This window comes from Microbacterium sp. STF-2, from assembly GCF_034650155.1.
GTDB classification, from domain to species: Bacteria; Actinomycetota; Actinomycetes; order Actinomycetales; family Microbacteriaceae; genus Microbacterium; species Microbacterium maritypicum_A.
Genome location: NZ_JARKMW010000002.1, coordinates 101,263 through 122,573 on the forward strand (window position 1 = coordinate 101,263; position 21,311 = coordinate 122,573).

General features: G+C 67.8%; 32 protein-coding genes and 1 tRNA gene. 30 read left to right on the forward strand and 3 right to left on the reverse strand.

Annotated elements, in window-relative coordinates; genetic code table 11:
- Positions 1-3 precede the first annotated feature (3 nt).
- The 18 genes from MicroSTF_RS14330 (at position 4) to MicroSTF_RS14415 (ending at position 11,793) form a co-directional block, all read left to right on the forward strand.
- Entirely contained in the window at positions 4-390 is a 387-nt protein-coding gene (locus MicroSTF_RS14330; RefSeq protein WP_322956612.1) for a hypothetical protein, read from the forward strand.
- A complete protein-coding gene (locus tag MicroSTF_RS14335; RefSeq protein ID WP_322956613.1) occupies positions 387-1,286 on the forward strand; it encodes a DUF2303 family protein in 900 nt (299 codons plus the stop codon). The genes MicroSTF_RS14330 and MicroSTF_RS14335 overlap by 4 nt, the downstream gene beginning before the upstream one ends.
- A 123-nt stretch (positions 1,287-1,409) precedes the next feature.
- A complete protein-coding gene (locus tag MicroSTF_RS14340; protein ID WP_322956615.1) occupies positions 1,410-1,838 on the forward strand; it encodes a hypothetical protein in 429 nt (142 codons plus the stop codon).
- The gene (locus MicroSTF_RS14345; RefSeq protein WP_322956617.1) at positions 1,835-4,429 is read left to right on the forward strand and encodes a DNA methyltransferase; all 2,595 of its coding nucleotides are present in this window, start codon (positions 1,835-1,837) and stop codon (positions 4,427-4,429) included. Before MicroSTF_RS14340 ends, MicroSTF_RS14345 begins: the two co-directional genes overlap by 4 nt.
- Positions 4,426-5,175: a BRO family protein gene (locus MicroSTF_RS14350; RefSeq protein WP_322956618.1), complete on the forward strand. Its 750-nt coding sequence runs from the start codon at positions 4,426-4,428 to the stop codon at positions 5,173-5,175. Before MicroSTF_RS14345 ends, MicroSTF_RS14350 begins: the two co-directional genes overlap by 4 nt.
- On the forward strand, positions 5,172-6,947 hold the full coding sequence (locus MicroSTF_RS14355; RefSeq protein ID WP_322956620.1) for a DNA cytosine methyltransferase: 1,776 nt from the start codon (positions 5,172-5,174) through the stop codon (positions 6,945-6,947). Before MicroSTF_RS14350 ends, MicroSTF_RS14355 begins: the two co-directional genes overlap by 4 nt.
- A 133-nt stretch (positions 6,948-7,080) precedes the next feature.
- Positions 7,081-7,455: a hypothetical protein gene (locus MicroSTF_RS14360; protein WP_322956622.1), complete on the forward strand. Its 375-nt coding sequence runs from the start codon at positions 7,081-7,083 to the stop codon at positions 7,453-7,455.
- Positions 7,455-7,817, forward strand: coding sequence for a hypothetical protein (locus tag MicroSTF_RS14365; protein ID WP_322956623.1), 363 nt, complete (start codon positions 7,455-7,457; stop codon positions 7,815-7,817). The genes MicroSTF_RS14360 and MicroSTF_RS14365 overlap by 1 nt, the downstream gene beginning before the upstream one ends.
- On the forward strand, positions 7,814-8,191 hold the full coding sequence (locus tag MicroSTF_RS14370; RefSeq protein ID WP_322956625.1) for a hypothetical protein: 378 nt from the start codon (positions 7,814-7,816) through the stop codon (positions 8,189-8,191). Before MicroSTF_RS14365 ends, MicroSTF_RS14370 begins: the two co-directional genes overlap by 4 nt.
- A 156-nt stretch (positions 8,192-8,347) precedes the next feature.
- On the forward strand, positions 8,348-8,626 hold the full coding sequence (locus tag MicroSTF_RS14375; RefSeq protein ID WP_322956627.1) for a hypothetical protein: 279 nt from the start codon (positions 8,348-8,350) through the stop codon (positions 8,624-8,626).
- Complete coding sequence (locus MicroSTF_RS14380; RefSeq protein WP_322956629.1) at positions 8,623-8,925, forward strand: hypothetical protein; 303 nt, start codon at positions 8,623-8,625, stop codon at positions 8,923-8,925. Before MicroSTF_RS14375 ends, MicroSTF_RS14380 begins: the two co-directional genes overlap by 4 nt.
- A gap of 2 nt (positions 8,926-8,927) precedes the next feature.
- Entirely contained in the window at positions 8,928-9,569 is a 642-nt protein-coding gene (locus tag MicroSTF_RS14385; RefSeq protein WP_322956631.1) for a hypothetical protein, read from the forward strand.
- Positions 9,569-10,060 carry a single-stranded DNA-binding protein gene (locus tag MicroSTF_RS14390; RefSeq protein WP_322956633.1) on the forward strand — a complete coding sequence of 164 codons (492 nt, stop codon included), beginning with the start codon at positions 9,569-9,571 and terminating at the stop codon, positions 10,058-10,060. Before MicroSTF_RS14385 ends, MicroSTF_RS14390 begins: the two co-directional genes overlap by 1 nt.
- Entirely contained in the window at positions 10,044-10,274 is a 231-nt protein-coding gene (locus MicroSTF_RS14395; protein ID WP_322956635.1) for a hypothetical protein, read from the forward strand. The genes MicroSTF_RS14390 and MicroSTF_RS14395 overlap by 17 nt, the downstream gene beginning before the upstream one ends.
- Complete coding sequence (locus MicroSTF_RS14400; RefSeq protein WP_322956637.1) at positions 10,268-10,594, forward strand: hypothetical protein; 327 nt, start codon at positions 10,268-10,270, stop codon at positions 10,592-10,594. Before MicroSTF_RS14395 ends, MicroSTF_RS14400 begins: the two co-directional genes overlap by 7 nt.
- Positions 10,591-11,427: a hypothetical protein gene (locus MicroSTF_RS14405; RefSeq protein ID WP_322956639.1), complete on the forward strand. Its 837-nt coding sequence runs from the start codon at positions 10,591-10,593 to the stop codon at positions 11,425-11,427. The genes MicroSTF_RS14400 and MicroSTF_RS14405 overlap by 4 nt, the downstream gene beginning before the upstream one ends.
- Positions 11,424-11,588 carry a hypothetical protein gene (locus MicroSTF_RS14410; protein WP_322956641.1) on the forward strand — a complete coding sequence of 55 codons (165 nt, stop codon included), beginning with the start codon at positions 11,424-11,426 and terminating at the stop codon, positions 11,586-11,588. Before MicroSTF_RS14405 ends, MicroSTF_RS14410 begins: the two co-directional genes overlap by 4 nt.
- Positions 11,581-11,793 carry a helix-turn-helix domain-containing protein gene (locus MicroSTF_RS14415; protein ID WP_322956643.1) on the forward strand — a complete coding sequence of 71 codons (213 nt, stop codon included), beginning with the start codon at positions 11,581-11,583 and terminating at the stop codon, positions 11,791-11,793. The genes MicroSTF_RS14410 and MicroSTF_RS14415 overlap by 8 nt, the downstream gene beginning before the upstream one ends.
- Before the next feature lie 119 nt (positions 11,794-11,912).
- On the opposite strand, the gene MicroSTF_RS14420 is transcribed toward MicroSTF_RS14415, so the two are convergent.
- Both MicroSTF_RS14420 and MicroSTF_RS14425 read right to left on the reverse strand, forming a co-directional pair.
- The gene (locus MicroSTF_RS14420; RefSeq protein WP_322956645.1) at positions 11,913-12,437 is read right to left on the reverse strand and encodes a hypothetical protein; all 525 of its coding nucleotides are present in this window, start codon (positions 12,435-12,437) and stop codon (positions 11,913-11,915) included.
- A gap of 3 nt (positions 12,438-12,440) precedes the next feature.
- Positions 12,441-12,704 carry a hypothetical protein gene (locus MicroSTF_RS14425; RefSeq protein ID WP_322956647.1) on the reverse strand — a complete coding sequence of 88 codons (264 nt, stop codon included), beginning with the start codon at positions 12,702-12,704 and terminating at the stop codon, positions 12,441-12,443.
- Between the two features lie 115 nt (positions 12,705-12,819).
- On the opposite strand from MicroSTF_RS14425, the gene MicroSTF_RS14430 reads away from it, so the two are divergent.
- Genes MicroSTF_RS14430 through MicroSTF_RS14455 form a run of 6 tightly spaced genes read left to right on the forward strand, consistent with a single transcriptional unit; the run spans position 12,820 to position 17,745 of the window.
- Positions 12,820-13,326 carry a helix-turn-helix domain-containing protein gene (locus MicroSTF_RS14430; protein WP_322956649.1) on the forward strand — a complete coding sequence of 169 codons (507 nt, stop codon included), beginning with the start codon at positions 12,820-12,822 and terminating at the stop codon, positions 13,324-13,326.
- Positions 13,316-14,632, forward strand: a complete 1,317-nt coding sequence (locus MicroSTF_RS14435) for a PBSX family phage terminase large subunit (protein ID WP_322956651.1) — start codon at positions 13,316-13,318, stop codon at positions 14,630-14,632. The genes MicroSTF_RS14430 and MicroSTF_RS14435 overlap by 11 nt, the downstream gene beginning before the upstream one ends.
- 20 nt (positions 14,633-14,652) lie before the next feature.
- Positions 14,653-16,236, forward strand: a complete 1,584-nt coding sequence (locus MicroSTF_RS14440; protein WP_322956653.1) for a hypothetical protein — start codon at positions 14,653-14,655, stop codon at positions 16,234-16,236.
- Entirely contained in the window at positions 16,233-16,394 is a 162-nt protein-coding gene (locus tag MicroSTF_RS14445) for a hypothetical protein (protein WP_322956654.1), read from the forward strand. Before MicroSTF_RS14440 ends, MicroSTF_RS14445 begins: the two co-directional genes overlap by 4 nt.
- A gap of 1 nt (position 16,395) precedes the next feature.
- Entirely contained in the window at positions 16,396-16,530 is a 135-nt protein-coding gene (locus MicroSTF_RS14450) for a hypothetical protein (protein WP_322956656.1), read from the forward strand.
- A 12-nt stretch (positions 16,531-16,542) separates the two neighbouring features.
- The gene (locus MicroSTF_RS14455; RefSeq protein WP_322956658.1) at positions 16,543-17,745 is read left to right on the forward strand and encodes a phage minor capsid protein; all 1,203 of its coding nucleotides are present in this window, start codon (positions 16,543-16,545) and stop codon (positions 17,743-17,745) included.
- 111 nt (positions 17,746-17,856) lie between these two features.
- On the opposite strand, the gene MicroSTF_RS14460 is transcribed toward MicroSTF_RS14455, so the two are convergent.
- A complete protein-coding gene (locus tag MicroSTF_RS14460; protein ID WP_322956660.1) occupies positions 17,857-18,021 on the reverse strand; it encodes a hypothetical protein in 165 nt (54 codons plus the stop codon).
- Positions 18,022-18,149: 128 nt separating this feature from the next.
- Here MicroSTF_RS14460 and MicroSTF_RS14465 point away from each other — a divergent pair, with 128 nt between their 5' ends.
- The 6 genes from MicroSTF_RS14465 (at position 18,150) to MicroSTF_RS14490 (ending at position 21,311) form a co-directional block, all read left to right on the forward strand.
- The gene (locus MicroSTF_RS14465; protein WP_322956662.1) at positions 18,150-18,836 is read left to right on the forward strand and encodes a hypothetical protein; all 687 of its coding nucleotides are present in this window, start codon (positions 18,150-18,152) and stop codon (positions 18,834-18,836) included.
- A 22-nt stretch (positions 18,837-18,858) separates the two neighbouring features.
- A complete protein-coding gene (locus MicroSTF_RS14470) occupies positions 18,859-19,860 on the forward strand; it encodes a major capsid protein (protein WP_322956664.1) in 1,002 nt (333 codons plus the stop codon).
- A gap of 13 nt (positions 19,861-19,873) precedes the next feature.
- Complete coding sequence (locus tag MicroSTF_RS14475; RefSeq protein WP_322956666.1) at positions 19,874-20,281, forward strand: hypothetical protein; 408 nt, start codon at positions 19,874-19,876, stop codon at positions 20,279-20,281.
- Between the two features lie 44 nt (positions 20,282-20,325).
- A tRNA-OTHER gene (locus MicroSTF_RS14480) sits at positions 20,326-20,386 on the forward strand.
- A 30-nt stretch (positions 20,387-20,416) separates the two neighbouring features.
- Entirely contained in the window at positions 20,417-20,890 is a 474-nt protein-coding gene (locus tag MicroSTF_RS14485; RefSeq protein ID WP_322956668.1) for a Rho termination factor N-terminal domain-containing protein, read from the forward strand.
- Between the two features lies 1 nt (position 20,891).
- The gene (locus tag MicroSTF_RS14490; protein WP_322956670.1) at positions 20,892-21,311 is read left to right on the forward strand and encodes a hypothetical protein; all 420 of its coding nucleotides are present in this window, start codon (positions 20,892-20,894) and stop codon (positions 21,309-21,311) included.

The following is a 21,311-nucleotide window of genomic DNA, read 5'->3' on the forward strand; positions in this document are numbered from 1 at the left end:
CACATGGACGCCAAGAAAGAGGACGGACGACCGCAGGGTCTGTCCGAGATCCTCGCCACCGTTCGCCCGAACGCGGACGCAGAGCTCGGGCAGGAACTGTCCGCGCTCGTCGAGGCGGTGAACACGACCGGCAAGGCCGGGACGCTCACTTACACGCTCTCGGTGAAGCCCGCCGGATCGTCGGGTCACACCGTCGAGATCGCGGACAAGATCACCGCGAAGCGCCCGGAGAAGTCCCGGGCCACGTCGATCGCGTTCGTCGGCGAGGGGAACACCCTCCACCGCAACGACCCGACGACAGCACCCCTGTTCCAGGACGAGGACATTCGCGACGCCGGCGTGCATGTCGATCTCAACACCGGCGAGATCAAGGAGGCCCCCGGGGCATGACCACCATCGAGGACACCAAGACCGACGCGGCTGTTGTCGCCGAGCTCGCCGACCAGGCAGCCGAGAACCAGCGCGTCGCGATCGCCACCGGCGAGGTCTACCTCGTCCGCGGCGACGAGGGCGAGCTGCGCCTCATTGACACGGACTCCTACGCCGAGCACCCCCGCCATGAGGCGGCGGCGCGCAGCGTCACGGATGCCGAGTCGTTCGTGAAGTACGTGAACCGCCACGCCCTCGACGGCACCGAGGTATACGCGCACATCAACTCGTCGAAGGTGATCGCGGTCATCGACTCCCACGAGTCGACCGGCGGCGAGCCGGGCTGGCAGAAGCACCGCGTCAGCCTCGACCTTGAGCACTCGAAGGCGTGGCTCGCATGGGCCGCGGCGGACGGGAAGCTCGCCACCCAGGAGGAGTTCGCGGACTTCCTCGATGACCGCTACCTCGACGTGATCGAGCCGACGCCCGCGCAGATGATCGACATCGCCCGCACGTTCCAGGCGAAGACGAAGGTCAACTTCGAGTCCGGGGTCCGCGAGACCAGCGGCGAGGTGAAGCTCACGTACCAGGAGGAGACGACCGCGAAGGCTGGCCAGAAGGGCGACATCGAGATCCCGTCTCGGATTCAGCTCGCACTGCGCCCGTACGTCGGCGGGCCGATCTACTCCATCTGGGCAAGCTTCCGATACCGCCTCCGCGGCGGCTCGGTGGTGCTCGGCTTCAAGCTCGAACGCCCCGAGCTGATCCTCGAGGCGGCGTTCGCGGACATCGTCAGTGAGATCCGCGACGGCAAGACCGACAAGCGCCCGAACGCTGACTCCTCGGAGCTCGTCGAGACGCGCGTGCACGACGGCATCGGGGACGTGCCGATCTTCTACGGCCGACCGGCCGCGTAGACCCGTCCGGGATTCCCACGACGCCTCCCCCCCCGGCGTCGACCCGGGTGCAACGGGGGCCGAGCTGATTCCAGCAGCTCGGCCCCTCAACCCAAAGACATTCACCTTGCAGGGAGAAGAACCTTGAGCATTCCCATGATGCCGGAACAGGTGCAGACCGACAGCACCCCTACGATCACGAAGCCGCGACGAAACCGGCAGTCGGCGAAGAAGGCAGGCTCATCGTTCGAGCGGGCACAGGCCGACTGGCTCGCCCAGCGACTCGGTGACGACCGCATCGACCGGCGCGTGAAGCACGGCGCGAAGGACGTCGGCGACATCGGCGGCGTCCGCACCATCCGGGGCGGCCGTGTCGTCATCGAATGCAAGAACACCGCCGCTCTTGCCCTTCCCGGGTGGCTCCGCGAAGCGGAGATCGAACGCGCCAATGACGACGCGCTGATCGGCGTCGTCATGCACAAGAAGCGCGGCACGACGGATCCCGCCGAGCAGTACGTGACCATGACGGCCGAGACGTTCGCGATCCTCCTCGAAGGCGGGGTTGCCCTGTGAGCACCCTCACGAACCCGGCGTTCCTCGCGATGCCGACGATCACCCACGACGAGTTCCTGCGCGAGAAGGTCGCCTTCGACAAGAGCTTCGGGTTCCCCGTGCACGAGGACGACCTCGCCCCGATCCTGCTTCCCCACCAGCGCGACATCGTCCGCTGGGCCGTCGCCGGCGGGCGCCGCGCGATCTTCGCGAAGTTCGGTCTCGGCAAGAGCATCATGCAGCTCGAAACGCTGCGCCAGATCCTCACCCACCCCGCCTCGCCTGTCGTCGGCGGCCGGGCCCTGATCATCGCACCGCTCGGTGTGCGCGGCGAGTTCATCCGCGACGGCCGCGAGCTTCTCAACATCGAGGTGCGCTTCATCCGCCGGACCGAAGAGATCGACCCGGCATGGTCCGGTGTGTACGTCACGAACTACGAGAGCGTGCGCGACGGCCGCCTGTCTGTCGACGGCTTCGACGCCGTCAGCCTCGACGAGGCATCCGTCCTGCGCTCGTTCGGATCTAAGACCTACCAGGAGTTCCTGGGACTGTTCGACTCGATTCCCTACCGCTTCGTCGCCACCGCGACGCCGTCGCCGAACCGACACAAGGAGCTGATCCACTACGCCGGATTCCTCGGAATCATGGACACCGGGCAGTCCCTCACCCGGTTCTTTCAGCGCGACAGCTCGAAGGCCGGGAACCTGCGCCTCTACCCGCACAAGGAGCGCGAGTTCTGGCTGTGGCTGAACACCTGGGCGTGCTTCGTGCAGCGCCCGTCCGACCTCGGACATTCCGACGAGGGCTACGACCTTCCTCCGCTCGCGATCGAGTGGCACCAGGTCGAGGTCGGCGTCCTCTCCGATGAGATCGACCGCGATGGCCAGGGCGTGCTCGTCCGTGGTGGCGCGAAGTCGTTGCAGGCCGCCGCGAAGGAGAAGCGCGAGACGCTCCCCGAGCGCATCGCCAAGACGGTGGAGCTCGTACGCGCCCACGTCGCCGAGCACGGGGCAGAGGATCCGATCATCCTCTGGTGCGACCTGAACGACGAGCAGGACGCGATCGAGAAAGCACTGCGCGCCGAGGGCCTCCCGTTCTCCAGCGTCCACGGCTCCCTGAGCGACGACGAGGCGGAAGCCCGTCTGGACGCGTGGCGCGACGGACACGTCGCCGAGCTCGTCGGCAAGCCCGTCCAGCTCGGACAGGGCATGAACCTGCAGCGCTCGAACACTGCGATCTTCGTCGGCGTCACCTACAAGTTCAACGACACCATCCAGGCCGTGCACCGCATCCAGCGATTCGGGCAGACCCGACCGTGTACCGCGCACTTCGTCTACGCCGAGACCGAGTCCGAGATCCGCGACAGCCTCCTCGAGAAGTGGGAAGAGCACGACCGCCTCACCGAGACGATGTCCGACGTGATCCGCGAGTTCGGTCTGAACCCGTCTGAGATCTCCGCCGCGCTCACCCGCGCGATGGGCGTCGAGCGGGTCGAGAAGTCCGGCCCCGGCTGGACTCTCGCCCTCAACGACTGCGTGATCGAGACGCGCGATCACATGGTGGACAATTCCGTCGATCTCATCGTGACGTCGATCCCGTTCTCAAACCACTACGAGTACACCCCGAGCTACAACGACTTCGGGCACACCGACGACAACCTGCACTTCTGGCAGCAGATGGACTACCTCACCCCCGAGCTGCTTCGAGTACTTCGCCCCGGCCGGATCTACGCCTGCCACGTGAAGGACCGCATCCAGTTCGGAGCCGTCACCGGCGCCGGCATCCCGACCGTCTCCCCGTTCCACGCTGAGGCCCTCGCCCACGGCTTGAAGCACGGCTTCGACTACATGGGGATGATCACCGTCACGACCGACGTCGTGCGCGAGAACAACCAGACCTATCGCCTCGGCTACACCGAGATGCGCAAGGACGGCACGAAGATGGGCGTCGGGTCACCGGAGTACATCCTGCTGTTCCACAAGCCGCAGAGCGACCGCGCGAAGGGCTACGCCGACGACCGCGTGTCGAAGGAGGTCGAGGACTACTCCCTCGCCCGCTGGCAGATCGACGCAGCGGCCGACTGGCGCTCGTCGGGAAACCGGCTGCTGACCCCGGAGGAACTCGCCGGGATCGAGCCGAAGCACCGCTCCCGCCTGTTCAAGAGCCAGACCCGAGCGAACGTCTACGACTTCGCCGCGCACGTGGCGACGGGCGAGGCTCTCGCCGCGCGCAACGCGCTACCGTCGACATTCAAGAGCCTCGACCCCGGATCCTGGCGGCCGGACGTCTGGGACGACGTGAACCGGATGCTCACCCTGAACGGCGAGCAGTCTCGTCGGGCGCTCGAGTTCCACATCTGCCCGCTGCAGTTCGACATCGTCGATCGGCTGATCGAGCGTTACTCGAAGCGCGGCGAGCTCGTGTACGACCCGTTCGGGGGACTCGGCACCGTGCCGCTGCGCGCGCGGAAGCTCGGCCGTGAGGGTCGCGCCTCCGAGCTGAACCCGACGTCGTTCCGCGATGCCGTCATGTATCAGCAGGAGCTGGACACCGCGCAGGCGACGCCGTCTCTCTTCGACCTGCTCGACCTCGAAGAAGGGAGCGCGGCGTGAACGCCCTGGAGGTCTTCCGCTACGACGGCGCGGATGTGCGCACGGTCCTGATCGACGGAGAGCCGTGGTTCTCCGCGGTCGACGTCTGCGCAGTACTCGGCATCGGCAACACGACCGACGCGATCCGCCGCCTCGACGACGACGAGGTCACCCTCGTTTCAATCGAGGGCAGGTCGCTCAACGCTGTCAACGAGGCTGGACTGTTCTCCCTGATCCTCGGCAGCCGCAAGCCCGAAGCTCGGGCTTTCAAACGCTGGGTCACCCATGAAGTACTTCCCGCGATCCGTCGCACGGGGTCGTACTCGGCGGCCCCGGCTCTGCCGCAGTCGTATGCGGAGGCACTCCGGGAGCTGGCGGCCACCGTCGAGCGCTCCGAAGCGCTGGCGGCAGCGAACGCGGAGCTGACCCCGCGCGCTGAGGCGTGGGACGAGCTGGCATCCGCCGACGGCGACTACTCCGTGGCGGATGCCGCGAAGATCCTCGCCCGCGCCGGAGTACAGACCGGCCCGCAGCGGCTCTTCCAGCAGCTCGGCGGCATGCGGTGGACTCACCGCGGCCACGACGGCAAATGGCGGGCCTACGCGTCCGCCGTCGACGCCGGATACCTCGCGGAGAAGCCGCAATCACATCACCACCCCGGCACCGGCGAGCTCGTGCTGGACGCTCCCCAGGTCCGCGTCACGCTGCGCGGGCTGGAGCGCCTGCGCGTGCGCCTCGGATCCATCGAGACAGGAACAGCAGCATGACCGCCCGCACCCGCACCGTCGTCACCGCGACGGCAGTCGAAGAGCAGCCGATCGGATACCAGCACCCCGCCGTGCCGTGGAACGGCCTCACCGTCACCGACCTGTTCTGCGGTGCTGGCGGATCCAGCAGCGGACTCGTCGAGGCCGGATACCGCGTCGTCATCGCGGCGAACCACTGGAAGCTCGCCATCGACTCCCACCAGGTCAACCACCCCGAGACCGACCACTCACAGGCCGACATCTCGCAGGTCAACCCGGCCTACTTCCCGCGCACGCACGTGCTCTGGGGATCGCCGGAGTGCACGAACCACTCCATCGCGAAAGGCGTGAAGCGGCAGCGCCAGCAGGATCAGGCGCTGTTCGAGCTCGACGGCACCCGCCCGCTGCCCGATGAGGCAGCGAACCGGTCCCGCGCGACGATGTGGGACATCCCGCGCTTCGCCGAGCACCACCGGTACATGGCGATCATCCTGGAGAACGTCGTCGACGCGTATCGCTGGGATCAGTTCGAGGCGTGGCAGATGGCGATGCGCTCGCTCGGCTACCGGATGCAGTTCGTCTGGCTGAACAGCATGCACGCGCAGATTGGCGGCCTCCCGGCCCCGCAGTCCCGCGACCGCATGTACATCGTGATGTGGCGCGAGGATCTCGCGACGAAGGACCGTCCGGGCCCGAACGTCGGCAAGTGGACCCGACCCATGGCTGTGTGCCCCGAGCACGGCGAGGTGCAGGCCGTCCAGGCGTTCAAGAAGGCCGAGCAGTGGGGCCGATACCGCGCGCAGTACCTCTACCGCTGCCCCAAGTGCTTCCAGGTCATCGAACCGGGCTGGCTCGCGGCTGAGTCGATCATCGACTGGTCGCTGCCCGCCCCGCGCATCGGCGACCGGGCGAAGCCGCTCGCCGAGAAGACGCGCGAGCGGATCCGCCGCGGCATCGAACGCTACTGGGCGCCGGTGATCGCGAAGGCCGCCGGGAACACGTACGACTCCGTGTCGGGCAAGCCCGGGAACTACCTGCGCGTGAGCGAACTCGATGTGCCGATCCCCGCACAGATGGGGACTGCCGAGCACGGCCTCGCAGTGCCGCCGGCGTTCCTCGCGCAGTTCCGCCAGCGCGAGCGCACGCAGAAACTCGACGAGGCGCTGCCGACGGTCGTCGCAGACGGCGCGAACCACGCGCTGATCGTGAACAACCTGAGCGGCGCAGACGAGTCTCGGTCTCGGCCGGTGTCGGATGCGTTGCCGTCGATCGTCGCCGGCGGCCTGCACGCCTCGCTGCTGATCCCGGTCGAGGGGCGGGAGGGCAAGAACCCGGCGTCCACCGCCGACCCTCTGCGCACGCAGTCGACGCGCAACGAGACCGGGCTGCTCGTGCCGCTCCGAAACCACGGCGTCGCGAAGCCGAGCACGCACCCGATCGACACGGTGAGCGCCGAGGGCAACCACCACGCGCTCGTCATGCGGAACAATAACGGCCGCGGTTCGGGAGCCGAGATGTCGACGCCCGTGCACGAGCCGCTGCGCGCGCTCACGACGGCGGGACATCAATCGCTGATCGAACCGTTCGAGCCACTCAGCCTCGACGTCGATGACGCCGGGTTCCGGATGCTCGAACCGCACGAGATCCAGGCGGGCATGGGGTTCGCCCGTGACTACCTACTCCTCGGGTCGAAGCGGGACAAGGTCAAGCAGGCCGGGAACGCGGTCACGCCGCCTGCAGCACGCGATCTCGGACACGCAGTTGCCGAGTTCCTACTGGCGGTCGCGGGATGAGCGCCAACAGCGCGCGGCCGTCGCCGCCGACGCTCCCTCACGAGGTCCGGTATCCGTGCCGGCCGTCGTGCTGCAAGACCCCGTACATGTGCGCGAAGAACCGCACATGCCGATGCCACCGAGAGGAGAAGCGATGACCGTCACCGTGGCAACGAAGAAGGCCGTGATCGAACGCGACGGCGGCTTCTGCCTGATGATGCTCCCGGGGTGCCTGGGCGAGGCACAGACAGCCCACCACCGCGCGAACCGCGGATCCGGCGGCTCGACCATCCTCGACGACCCCGCGAACCTCTGCGCCGTGTGCGTGCCCTGCAACGGCCTCGCCGAAGATGCGGGCGCGATCGTCCGTGCCGACCTCATCCGACGCGGTCTGCGCGTCGAGAAGGCCGCGACGAACGCGATGACGCTCGAGCGCGCGAAGGCGACACCTGTCGAGGCGATCGACGGACAGCGCTTCTATCTCGTCTCCGCCACCGAGCGGCGACACATCAACGAAGGGAGGCCGTGATGGCGGCCGGACTGCCATGGGTGCGGATCGACTCCGACCTGGCACAGAACCCGAAGGTGGCGGATCTTGTCGCCGAGCACGGCGCTCGTGGGAAGGCGGCAGCGTTCGTGTTCGTCTGCTCGATCGGCTACGCCGCTGCGCATAACACCGACGGCTCGATCAAGAAGGCGAACCTCCCGTTCATCCATGGGACGGCGGCGGACGCCCGGCTCCTCGTGGAGGTGGGCCTGTGGGACGTCGCCGAGAAGGGGTGGCAGATCTCTCGCTACGCCGAGCACCAGCCGACCCTGGCGACGCGCGAGGCGCTGTCGGAGGCCGGGAAGAAGGGCGCTGCGAAGCGCTGGGGCAAGGAGGAATCATGACGGACGCTATGGCCTACCCCATGGCCGGGGCTATGGGGTCCCCCATCTGGCCTACCCACTGCGATTCCGATGCTACGGAACGGGACGGTACGGGACGCAACGAAAGAGCCACCAAGACCACCGCGGAAATTCCATCTGTTCTCGATCGCTCGCGGCCTGTGGATAACGGGGAAATCGATCATCGTGAAGACCGGTGGATGGTCGCGGATGAGCAGTTCGCGTTCTTCATCGAAGGGCTGTCGCTCCACGCCGGGCGGATGACGCGTCTCACGCGAGAGCTGCGCCGCCCGACGGCCGCGATGCTGAGAGAGCGGGCTTTCGATGATGAGACCGACAGGCTGCTTGCGTTCCTCCGCGGGCAGGTGGCGGCATGAGCGAGATCTGCCCTCCCGAGCACACCCACGGCGCGAACTCGACCTGTCGATCACTGCACCACTGCAAGTGCGACGACTGCCGACGTTTCGCGCGCGAGTACGAGCGCGGTCGGCTCTCAGCGCCGCATCCGCGCGCTGCAGTGCCTGGGCTGGTCGATGTCGGCCATCGCAGCGCACGCCGGCTACTCGGAGTCGTGGGTGGGAATGCTGCTCCGCGTGAAGCACGTGAAGCCCGCGACGGCCGCGAAGGTGGCCGAGCTGTACGACGAGCTGTCGATGCGGCTCCCGGAGACAAAGACCCGCGACCAGAAGGCAGCGGTGACGAAGGCGAAGCGGTACGCAGCTCGAGCCGGGTGGGCGCCGCCGCTCGCCTGGGATGACGAAGAGATCGATGATCCGGACGCACGTCCGGCCGAATGGAAGGAAGCAGCATGAGCAACGAGACAGTCCGGGCCACCGTGTACTTGCAGGTGCAGCCCGAGTACACGTGGCGCGCGAAGCAGCGCCACGAGTACGACTCACCGAGCGCTATCGAGGGAGCGAAAGTCATCGGCTCCACGCAGAACAAGGCCCAGAAGCCGAAGCCCGGGACCGTCGAGGTGAAGATCACCGTCGAGCTCCCCAAGGGCGTATTCCTGCCCCTGCGTCCTGAGGCGATCGTCGTGATCCCCGAGACGCTGACCCAGCCCCACCCGATCACGGTCGAAGCGGCCGACGCGAACGAGGAGAACTGACCATGCACAAGACCAAGCTCCGGATGAAGGCAACACGGATGCGGATGAAGACCCGCGAGGGGGGTCTCGCGTATCGAGCGCTGAGCATCGCGGTCGACCACCACCACTGGTACGACTGGGGCCACCGGCTCATGATCCTCGTCGGCGACTACCGCACCGGCAGCTACGAGGCTCCGCGCGGTCGGGACCTCTGGTATCGCTTCGCCGCCGAGAACGAGGCGCGCGGTCGGATCATCACCACCCACAACTATGCCGACGTGCGAGCCACCAAGGGTCAGGACGTCTCCTGGCGGATCTTCGATGTGCAGGACGAGGGCGGCACCGTGAAGCTCGGATTCTGGGGCGACCGAATCACGCACTATGGCCTCAGCCGCCGTGAACTCGCGCTGTTCCGGCGCTGGGACTTCTGGGAGTGCCGCGCTCGCGGGGAGTGGTTCGGCCTCCGTCGCTGGCTGTACTACCAGGGCTTGCACGCGGCCGTGCACCTCAAGAAGCCGTTCGCATGCAACATCGTTCCGCCGCGCGGTTCGGGCGGCTATTCGCATTGGCACTGCGAAGTGCGTGGCAAGCACAACGTTCACCGTTTCGGCAACTACACCTGGACGCAGGGCGCTGAGCGCGTCCAGTTTGCGGGAGTGCGCTGATGGCTGGCGAAACCGTCATCACCGTCGTCGGCAATCTGACGGCGGATCCCGAGCTGCGCTACACGCAGAACGGCCTCGCGGTCGCGAACTTCACGATCGCGAGCACCCCACGGAACTTCGACCGCGCCGCGAACGAGTGGAAGGACGGCGAAGCGCTGTTCCTCCGTGCGTCGGTCTGGCGTGAGTTCGCCGAGCACGTGGCGGGTTCGCTGACCAAGGGCATGCGGGTAATGGCGCAGGGCCGTCTGCGTCAGCGCTCGTATCAGGACCGCGAGGGCAACCAGCGCGCCGCGATCGAGCTGGAGGTCGACGAGATCGGCCCTTCGCTTCGGTATGCGACCGCTCAGGTAACCCGCGCCGCGGCGGCCGGTGCGGCTCAGCGCGCGAACGCGACGCCGGCGGCATCCGAGGAACCATGGGCGACCCCGAGCACGCCGCCCGCCGCCGGCGACTGGTCGACAGGAGGGTTCGGCGATGACACACCGTTCTGACGACCAGCCGTCGTTCCCGTTCACCGCCCGCTACGACGGCGCGTGCGCCGCCGACTGCGGAAGCCGGATCCACCCCGGCGACACGGTGCAGTACGTCGACGGGCAGCTCGTCCACCACGGCTGCATACCGGCCGTGCAGCCCGAGCCGGAACCCCGGCCGGTCTGCCCCTCCTGCTTCATGGAGATCGCGCTGAACGGAGCATGCTCATGCTGACTGATGGCGTGCTCCCCGGCTTCGATCCTCCGCCCCCAGCGAAGGACGCTCCGAAGGCCGAGCGACTGCCGCAGCACGAGCGCGACCGGCTCGCCATCGAAGCGGGTATCCATCCCGCGACCCGCCTCCGCCTCGCAGAGAACGGGAAGACCTGCGGCGACTGCCGCTGGCTCCGCCGCAAGTCGGCAGGCGGGTGGACCGGGTGGAAGTGCGGCACACCGGATCCGAACTCGAAGAACCACCGCGGCGACGGCCGCGACATGACGAAGCGCTGGCCCGCCTGCGCGGCCTTCGCCGAGAAGACAGGAGATCCCCGATGACCGTCCTCTGCATCACCCACCTCGGCCTCCCCGGCATCCGCCCCTGCATGGAGCCGGGCGTGCACCGGGTCACCTGCCCCGATCATCCCGGCTGGGCGGAGGATCTGCGCCCTGGACTGTGCTGGGGATGCCTCCCTCGTGGTGCTGATCGCGGCTTCCTCTGCTCACACTGCTACGAGCGCGCCGTCGCGGCCGTCGCCGCGTGGGGCGACTTCCGCCGCGCCGTCGACGCCGCCGAGGGCCGCCTCGTCGCAGCAGACACGGGAGGCATCGCAGGCAGCACACCAGGCGGCTACTCGAACCTCACACTCACCTTCCTGACGATCACCGAATGCGAGTCGCACCTCGCGTCCCGAGCAGATCAGACCGTCGACCTGTGGGTGCACGACGAGGACGGCGCCGCCGACGCCATCCAGTTCGCTATCAATGCGGAGCGCGCGTTCCGTTCGCTCGAGGTCGCCGAGCACGAGCAGCCCGTCACCCGCCAGCGCTGCCCGTCATGCGAGAAGCTCACCCTCACCGGCAACCCCTCGCGCGACGTCCGAGGAACCACGATCGTCGAGTGCCAACACTGCGGATACGTCATCGACAAAATCCGCACAGCCGCGCCGCGCTGGCTCGGATCAGCGACCTGCGAACACCAGCTGCACGCCGACTGCGACGAGGTCACATGCCCCTGCGACTGCCACCTCCTCGGCGTCCAGTCCCGACCCGGCGGCGTGCAGGCGCTCTGGGACGCAGACCAGCACACCGTCGCTCCTGGATACCGAGCCTCCTGGACCATCCAGGACGCGCTCACCATCCAGCCGACACCGGAAAGGACCGCGGCATGACCGATCGATACATCGTGGTGACCGACACCCCGAGAGTCTCGCCCGTGCAGCCCGCCCGCCTATGCCGGCTCTCAGACGACTGGGGCGTGCTCGCCGGCCAGGGAACCGCCGACCAGATGAAGACCCTCGCCGATGAACTGAACGGAGCGTCCAATGCCTGAGCCGAAGGAGTGGGTGACCGTCAAGGAGGCTGCAGCCCTCGCCGGGAAGAAGCCCCGCACGATCTACGAGTGGATCGAGGACGACCGCCTCGCCGTCCGCCGCGACGATCAGAACCGGATGGTCGTCCTCGCCAAGGCCGTCGTGAGGGTCGAGCCGACGATCCGGCGGGGTCGGCCGAGGGGAAAGCCGACACGCCGTACATAGAACTCAGCGAAAGAAAACACGCAAAAGCCGCAATTGGTGCACGATAGATCGTAGATGGTGGAGCACTCCGCCCAGACGAAAGCCCCGGCCCTCGCAAGAGGTCACCGGGGCTTCGCCCGTCACAGCGAGATGTGGAAAATGCGCCAGTCGTCTTCTGGGTCAGATTCGCGGCGGTAACGGATGGTGAGCTTCTCGGGAGATGGCCCCCAGATCTGCGCCACATAGAACGTGAACGTGTCGCCGTACTCGTACCGGCCGTCCTGATGGCTCGACTCGATCGTCAGCAGGTTCGCCGTGGCGTCCGGGGTCACGTCGAACTCACTCACGAGAAGCACCTCGCCCGACGAGTTCGAGACCCGGTACTTCGACTCGCCCACCTCGCCGGCCGACCAGTCTTTCGGAGTCATCTCCTCGCGCTTGATCCGGTTCGCTTCCTCCTGAGCCTCCGCCTGGCGAATGAACGCTGCGTTGGCCTCCCCTGCCAGCCGGGCACTCTCCTCAGCGGACGCCTGCGCTTCGTCGCGAGCTTCCCGCGCATCCTTGAGCGTCTCGACAGCTGCGTGAGCCTGCACCCAGGCGAACACGGCAGCAGCACCCGACACGATGACGCCGAGAGCGATCAGCGCCAGCTCCCAAGCAGCCACGGCTCAGCCTCGGAAGTACTGCGGCTCGCGCTGATACAGCCGATCGTCCTCAGTGCGGCTCACATCCTCCAGGAACACGTGCCGCCCCGTGTCGAACGCCCCATGACGGTCACTGCTCCACCAGATGTCCACGATCCGGAACCGGCCATAGTCGAACTGCGGGATCAGGATCCCGTCCCCGATACTCAACGGCATCTCGAAGTGCTCGTCCTGCCACGGCAGCTCGCCATCCCGGTAGAACGTGGTGTACCACGGGCCCTCATACATGGGCACCCCCTTTCAGCCCGTGCCCAGCGCACGGATCACCCACAGCATCCCAGATCGCGCCGACACAACAGCGCATCCCGCACAGGGCAAGAGGCCCGAGTCGAGGTGAACGAACATGGCGGCAGCAACATTCGACGGCGAACGCGCTCGGGAGCTTCACAGTCAGGGTCTGTCGTGCAATGCGATCGCTCGTCAGCTGGGCTGCGCTGCGTCGACCGTCTCGCGTTGGGCGAAGGCCGAGGGCCTCACGTTCGATCGGTCGCAGACGGCTGCCGCGGTCGCCGCTCACACCGTCGACCTCGCTGCTGGGCGGATCCGTCTGGCGGAGAAGATGCTGGCGGCGTCGGAGGACATGCTCGATGTGATCGATGGCCCGTATGAGGTGTATAACTTCGGCGGGAAGGACAACACGTTCGAGTCGCGGGTGTTGGACTCGGCCCCGGTGGAGGTGCGGCGGAACGTCATCACGACGGCCGGCATCACGTTCGACAAGCTCACTCGCATCGTCGAACGGTCGGACACCGGCCTGGACCAGGCTGTCGGCGTGATCGACACTCTCGCTGCTGGCTTCACGGCTGTCGCAGAGCGACTACGAGCGGAGACGTCGACCGATGAGGCTTGACGAGCTCGAGCGGATGGTGTCCCGGGCGCAGCTGCTCTCCCTCGTCGACGCGATGAAGTTCAAGCTTGCCCTGTGGTTCGGCGCTGTGTCGTCGGGGAAGACGGTCATCAGCCTGTTCGCGTTCCTCCTGGCCGTGCGCATGGCCCCGCGTACCGGGATCATCGTGATCGTCGGCCGCACGATGACGACCGTCTATCAGAACGTGTTCGTGCTGTTCCAGAACACCGCGATCTTTGGCACGATCATCGCCTCGCAGATCCACTACACGCCTGGAGCTTCGTCGGCCCGCATCCTCGGGCGCGAGGTCATGGTCATCGGCGCGCACAACAAGGAATCGGTCGGCCGCATCCAGGGCTCGACGATCGCACTCGCGTACGTCGACGAGGCGGCCCTGCTGCCCGAGGCGTTCTGGAACATGCTCGTCTCCCGACTCCGTGTCGAGGGTGCCCGCCTACTCGCGACGATGAATCCCGCGTCCCGTAACCACTGGATCCGTAAGAACTGGATCGTGCCCGGCGCGGCGAAGAACCTGATCTCGTTCCACTTCACGATGAAGGACAACCCCAACCTGCCGGCCGACTACATCGCCGACATGGAACGGTCCTTCTCCGGTGTCTTCTACGACCGGATGATCAAGGGCGAGTGGACGAACGCCGAGGGCGCCGTCTACCCGATGTGGGATCCGAAGCGCCACATCATCCCGTGGGACCAGATGCCGCCTCTTCGCGAGGTCATGGGCATCGGGATGGACTACGGCACGACGAACACCACCGCGGCGCTCATGCTCGGCGTCACCGACGAGCAGAAGGTCGACCGGTACGGCCGCACCGTCCCGCACTCCCGCCTCGTGCTCATGGACGAGTGGCGTTACAACCCGAAGGACCACGGCGACATCCGGCTCACGGACGCCGCCCTCTCCGCTCGCTTCCGCGAATGGCTGCCGAAGGATCACACGCCGTACCCGTTGACGATCCCGCCGCGCTTCCTGATGCTCGACCCGGCTGCCGCGTCGATGCACATGCAGATGCAGCAGGATCTCCGCGGTACCGGCCTGTCCCCCTGGCCTGCGGTGAACGATGTGCTCCCCGGGATCAAGACGATCGCGAACCTCCTCGACAACGACCAGATGATCGTCACCGACCGGTGCGAGGGCTGGAACAGCGAAGTCACCGAGTACCGGTGGGACGCGAAAGCGACCGACGCCGGCGAGGACGTCGTCGTGAAGGAAGACGACCACTCGCTCGACGGTGGGCGGTACATCACCCACTCCACCGAGAACTACTGGCGGCCCCTCGTCGCCGCCTGACGCGCCCGGAAAGGGGAGCCATGCCGATCCCCGAAGCGAACACACCCTGGCTGCCCGCACCCTGGGATCTCGCGTACAAGGCGTTCGCTGAGAACGACGCCTGGTACACGGGCGACACTGCGGCGCTGGAGAAGCTCTACCGTCGCGAGCTGCGGCAGGATCCGACGCATCAGCGGCGCGGCCAGCCGATGCGTGGCGGTGTTGTCGGCGCTGCCACCCGCATGTTCTGGGGTCGCCCCGTCCCGGCGAACGAGAACCGTGCACGCCTGCACGTCCCGGCCCCTGCGGATCTCGCGACCCTCGCGTCGGACCTCGTGTTCGCTGAGCCGCCCGAGGTGCGCCTGGAGTCCCCCGGCGAGACGAAGCTCCGCCGCGACGGGAAAGCGCAGACGCGCCTCGACCTGATCGCGAACGGCGACGAAGCGCACGCGATGTTCAACCAGATGGGCGAGCTGAAGTCCGCTCTCGGGTCCGTCGCGCTCGTCGTCCGCTGGGACACGGCCGTCGCCGAGCACGCGTGGCTGGAGCCGTCCGCCGCTGACGTCATCATCCCGACGTTCCGCTCTGGCCGCATGATCGAGTGCACGATGTGGTCCGAGTACGTGAAGGGCAGCGTCTACTACCGCCACCTGGAGCACCACGTCGTCGGCGCGATCGAGCACGCACTGTACGCCGGGTCGGAGAACAACCTGGGCCGCCGCGTCCCGCTCGCCGAGATCCCCGAGACCGCGTCCTACGCTGAGCTCGTCGACGGCGACTCACGGATCGTCACCGGCATCGACCGACTGACGGCCGTCTACAACCCCAACATCGCGACCGCGGCATGGCGGAAGAAGGGCGCGCTCGCTCATACGGGCCGCTCCGACTTCGCCCAGCTGCACGGCCTGTTCGACTGGCTCGACGAGACGTTCTCCTCGTGGATGCGTGACCTGCGCCTCGGCGCCGGCAAGATCCTCGTCCCCGAAGCCGCGCTCGACTTCAACGGCATCGGCATGGGCGCGTCGTTCGACGCCGGCCGCGAGATCTTCGCGGGCCTGAACGCTCCCGGCGACCCGTCGAAGATCGCGTTCGACAAGGTCCAGTTCGACATCCGCGTCGAGGAGCACGAGAAGACGGCGTTCGGCATCTACCGCGAGATCCTCCGCAAGGCGGGCTTCGCTCAGTCCGCCTGGGGTGACTACGCGGGCAAGGGCCAGATGACGGCGACCGAGGTCGATGACCGCGACAAGGCGTCCGAGCGCACCCGCGACAAGAAGATCCTCCAGGACCGTGTCGCGATCGCACGCGCGGCATCCGTCGCGCTGGAGATCGACGGCAAGGTGTTCCCCGGCAACGGCGGTGGCCGCTTCGACCAGCCGACCGTGGTCTTCCCGGATGTGTCGCAGGAGGATCCGGAGAAGCTGGCCCGCACGCTCACGCTCCTGGATGCCGCCGCCGCGATCTCGCTCGAGCAGAAGGTTCGCCGCGCGAACCCGGACTGGGAAGACGACCAGATCCGCGCCGAGGTCGCAGCGATCCGCGCCGAGCGGCCCGCTGTGCCCGACCCGGCCGGATTCACAGGCGAGGATCCCGAAGACCCGGACGATCCGGAGGAGACGCTGTGACGGACGAGAGCGAACTGCAGCGCCGCCGACAGCTGTCCCGCATGTCAAAGACGGAGCTGATCGACTGGATCATCCAGATCGAGACGGCGCACGCGAACACGGCCACCGCGATCGGCGCTCTCCGCGACCGCTTCACCACCGCCTACGAAGAGGTCTGACGTGCCGATCCTGTTCGGGTGGGGCGCATCCGCTGGCGCGGGGCGTCGTCTCGCTGCCACCGATGCGCGTCGCGCACAGCTGCACACCGCGGCTGTCGCGCGACGGCGGAAGGCGAAACGCGGCGGTCGCCGCTGATCGGAGGGCATCGTGGCGCTGTTCGTCCCGAACCCCGAGCGAGAGTCCGTCGAGGAGCTGATCGAGGAGCTGTCCCGCTACCTCACCCAGCGCTACCGGGATGCCGAGGACGAGCTGATCCGCGAGGTCGCGAAGCGCGCAGTCCGCGACTTCCGTCTCGCATCGCTACTCCCCGAGGCAGACGGCGGCATGGGGATGACGGCCGCCGCGCGCCGTGAGCGGAACCGAGTGCTCGCTGAGCTCGCCGCACACCGGGCGACATCGCTACGGGAACTGCAGGCGCGATCGATCCAGATCGTGTCCGACCTGCGCCGCGAAGATCTCGCGAACCGGGTCATCGGCATCGCGGCATCCGAGGGCGAGGCGGCTGCAGCCGCGGCTCTCCGCTTCACGGGGTCGCTCACTCCGGTCACCGGCACGTCATCTCAGGCCGTCGCGATGGTGGCGCTCTCGCTGGAGTCCCGTCTCGAAGTGCTGAACCAGCGCCTCACCCGTTACCCGCAGGACGCCTACCAGCAGATCGTGGCGATGTACTCGCCGAACACGATCCTCGGCGTCACCACGTCCCGCATCCAGCAGGCATCCGCCGTGCAGCGGTTCCTCGCCGAGGGCATCCCCGGCTTCACCGACCGCGGCGGACGACGCTGGACGATCGGCGCGTACGCGGAGATGGCCGGCCGCACGACCGTCAACCGGGCGTTCAACGATGCCGGGATCTGGCGGATGCAGCAGTCGTCCATCCATCTGGTCACCGTCGTGCGCGGCCTCGACTCCTGTCGAAAGTGCGCGGCGTGGGCTGGCAAGATCCTCTCCACGGACGGCACGCCCGCCGGGCCCCGAGTACTTCCGCACGCGACCCGCGAGCAGGCTGTCACGGTCGACGTTGCCGGCACCGTCGAGGAAGCACGCGCCGCAGGGTGGAACCACCCGAACTGCCGCTGCCGTCTCGTCGCTTACTCCCACGGCCTCACCGTGCCGCAGGGAGACACGACGTACGACGAGGCCGCCGAGAAGGAGCGCGCGCAGCAGCGGGCGCTCGAGCGGGAGATCCGGTCAGCGAAGCGCCGCGAGTCCGCCGCGATGACCGACACCGACCGCGCGAAGGCCTCCGCCGATATCCGCGAAGCTCAGGCCGATATGCGCGACTTCATCCGTCGCACGGGCCGCAACCGCCAGTCGTACCGCGAGCAGCTCGGCTTCGCTGACGGCCGTTGAACACAGACCATCCCGGCAGGGGTCAACGCGGCCCCGTACTGCACCGCGAAGGCCACTCACGACGCGCTTACCTTTCTGCGCCAGGTGGACCTGCCCCCGCCGGGATCACCCTCAGTTCGCGCGGTGCATAGCCTCGGCGAGCACCTGCACCGCGAGGGACAGCTCCTGCACCGCCTCGGCGAGTTTCCGGTCCCGGTGGTTGTCCGAGTGGGCTTTCGCCGCCTTCGCTGCCTTGCCGGCGCTCTCCGCGTGCTCCGCGGCTTCCAGATACGTCATCGGATCCTCCTGTGTTGGGGATGCCGATCCTACAGACTCCGTGCCGTCGTCGGCCCTGCACTGCGACGGCACGGCCTTACCTCTCCTCGTGCGCAGGGCACGGGGAACCGATGAGCAGGAGGCTCACCATGGCAACACCCACGAAGTACCGGCACCCGGTCGCGATCAACCGCGACGGCATGGCCCAGATCGGCCCGACGCTGTTCCAGCTCCGCGGCATCCGCTTCGCCGAGGGCGAGGGAGGCGCCGCCCCCGCAGCCCCGGCCGCTCCCGCCGCGGCTGCTGCCCCGGCTCCCGCCGCTCCGGCACCGGCAGCACCTGCCGCACCCGCTGCGCCCGCACAGCCCGCCCCCGCTGCGCCTGCGCCAGCACCCCCGCAGCAGCCCGCGCCGATCAACTACCAGGGCAGCCCTGACGAGTACGTGCGCGAGCTGCGAGGCGAGGCCCGCACTCACCGCGAGGCGCGCGAGGCCGCAGAGAAGCTCGCGACCGAGCGCGAGCAGGAGAACAGCACCCTCGCCGCCGAGCGCGACCAGCTCCGCCGCGAGAACACGGTCATCCTCCGTGCCGGCGAGCTCGGCGCGAAGGCCGCCGCCCTCCTGGACTCCAAGGAATTCACCACAGCTTTCGCCGCTGTCGACCTCGCGGATACCGCGGCCGTCGACAAGGCGATCACCGACGCGCTCGAGAGGAACTCGGCGTTCAAGGCAGGACCGCAACTCCCCGGCGCAAGCGGCGGCGGGCATCAGGGCGGCGCTGCACCCACCACCACCCCGACCATCGAGGGCGCTGTCAAGGCGCGGCTCGGTGGCTGACTCCCCGGAAGGGAGATGAATCATGCCCGTTACCCTCATTGAGGCGAAGAGCAACGCTGTCGAAGACCTCGACGTCGCGGTGATCGACGAGTTCCGCAAGGAGTCCGCGATCCTCGATGAGCTGATCTTCGACGACGCGGTCAACCCCGTCGGCGGAGGCGCGACGCTGGACTACGGCTACCGCCGTCTGGCCACGCAGCGCTCCGCAGCGTTCCGCGCCTACAACACCGAGTACACGCCCGAGCACGTCACCACCACGAAGGTCAGCGTCACGCTGGCCCCGCTCGGTGGTTCGTTCGAGGTCGACCGCGTGCTCGCGAAGATCGGCCCGGCCGCCAGCGGCTCCGTCGCCCTGAACCTTCAGCAGACCGTGAAGAGCACAGTCACGAAGTTCCAGGACGCCGTGATCAACGGCGACACCGCGGTCGAGGCCAACGGCTTCGACGGTCTCGACAAGGCCCTCACCGGCTCGACCACCGAGATCAACGCCGGTGTCGTCACCGACTGGCGCAGCTTCGCCACCGCGGACTCCCAGCACGCCGCGCTCGACGTCATCGACGAGTTCCTGTCGTCCCTCGACGGTGCGCCCACGGTGATCTTCGGCAACGCGAAGGCCCTCGCCAAGATCCGCGCCGCCGCCCGCCGCGCAGACATGTACGTCCGCTCCCCGCTCGAGAACCTCGCCGGCCCCAACGGCCGTCCGATCGTTCGCGAGCAGTACGGCGACATCGTCTTCATGGACCCGGGCGCCAAGGCCGGATCCAACAACCCGATCATCCCGATCGAGACCCGCACCGTCGCGACCGTGTCCACCACGGGCCTGACGGACCTCTACGCGGTTCGCATCGGCATGGACGGGTTCCACGGCGTCTCGACCGCGGGCGGCCAGCTCGTGCAGACCTGGCTCCCCGACTTCACCACCTCCGGTGCCGTGAAGAAGGGCGAGGTCGAGCTCGGCCCGGTCGCCGTCGCCCTCAAGTCGACCAAGGCTGCTGCGGTTCTCCGCAACATCCGCGTCCAGTAAGGAGACCTGGATCATGGCGAAGAAGACCATCAAGACGCCCGTCGAGGGCTTCAACGGCATCGTCGTCGGTGTCGCGTTCAACGACGGCGTCGGGCACACCGACGACGAGGGCGCGATCTCCTACTTCGAGCGCCACGGCTACGAGGTCGGCGGACACGTCGACGAGGACGCAGATCGGGACTACCCGCTCGGCGACCCGTCCGACAAGTGGACGATCCCGCAGCTGCTCGCATACGCGAAGGACCGCGGCATCCAGATCGAGGCGTCCGTCAAGAAGAAGGACGAGATCTGGGCTGCAATCCAGCCCGGCGGCACCCCGTACAAGGGAGTCACCACCCCCGAAGGTGAGGCGCTCGTCAACGACAGCACCGACCCGAAGGACGACGAGATCAAGAACCAGGAAGACCTCCCGGTCAAGTGACGTCACCGCTCCCCGCACGGCTCCGGTCGTGCGGGGAGCACCACCGACACGTAGCTCAGCGGATAGAGCCACGGCGCGCAGGTTCGAGTCCTGCCGTGTCGACCAGCAGCACCACCACAGCCTGAGGAGGCAGCCATGCGCATCACCCACCCCCGCCCGCAGCTCGGCCGCCTGACCGCCCTCGGCGTCGACTTCACCGACGGCGTCGCCACGGTGGAGTCGCTGCACCCCGAGCGCGAGCTCGCGCTCCTCCAACACGGCTACACGATCGAGGCTGACCCCGAGATCGAACAGCCCTTCCACGCCGCGCTCGGCGAGCCGTTCATCGACCTCACTTCGCTCACCGTCGCCGCCCTGCGCGACATCGCGGAGACCGAGGGCGTGGACCTGCCCACGAAGGCGCGCAAGCCCGAGATCATCGAGATCCTGTCCCGCCAGCCCGCGGCACCCATCGTCGGCGACATCGACAACGACAACGGCACCTTCACCTCGCTCGGCGTGACCGACGGCTTCGCCACCGTCGAGCTGCCGGACGGCACGGTCCTCGGCGACGGCGAGAGCATCGCGACGCTTCCCCCGGCCGACCCGGACAGCGACATCGAGGACTGACATGCCGCAGCGCATATACGCCACCAAGACGGACTACGACAAGTACGCCGAAGAGGCATGGACCGAGGATGTCGGCCTGCTCACGAAGCGGCTCCGCTCGGCATCCATCGAGATCGAGAAGCTCAGCCGCTCCGCGATCTACGACGTCGACGACGACGGATACCCCACCGACGCCGACACCACCGAAGTACTCGCCGAAGCGACCTGCGCGATCGTCGAGCACTGGCAGCTCACCGACGACCCGTATGGCGTGGATGCCGCCGCCGGCGCCGTGAAGATCGGATCCGTGTCCCTCGGCACCACCTCGTCGGCATCCGACACGCTCTCCGCCCGCGAGAAGCTCGAACGCCGCATCGGCTCCCGCGCGGTCGACATCCTCACGAACGCGGGCCTGATCGGCTCCGCCGTCGCCCACACGTAG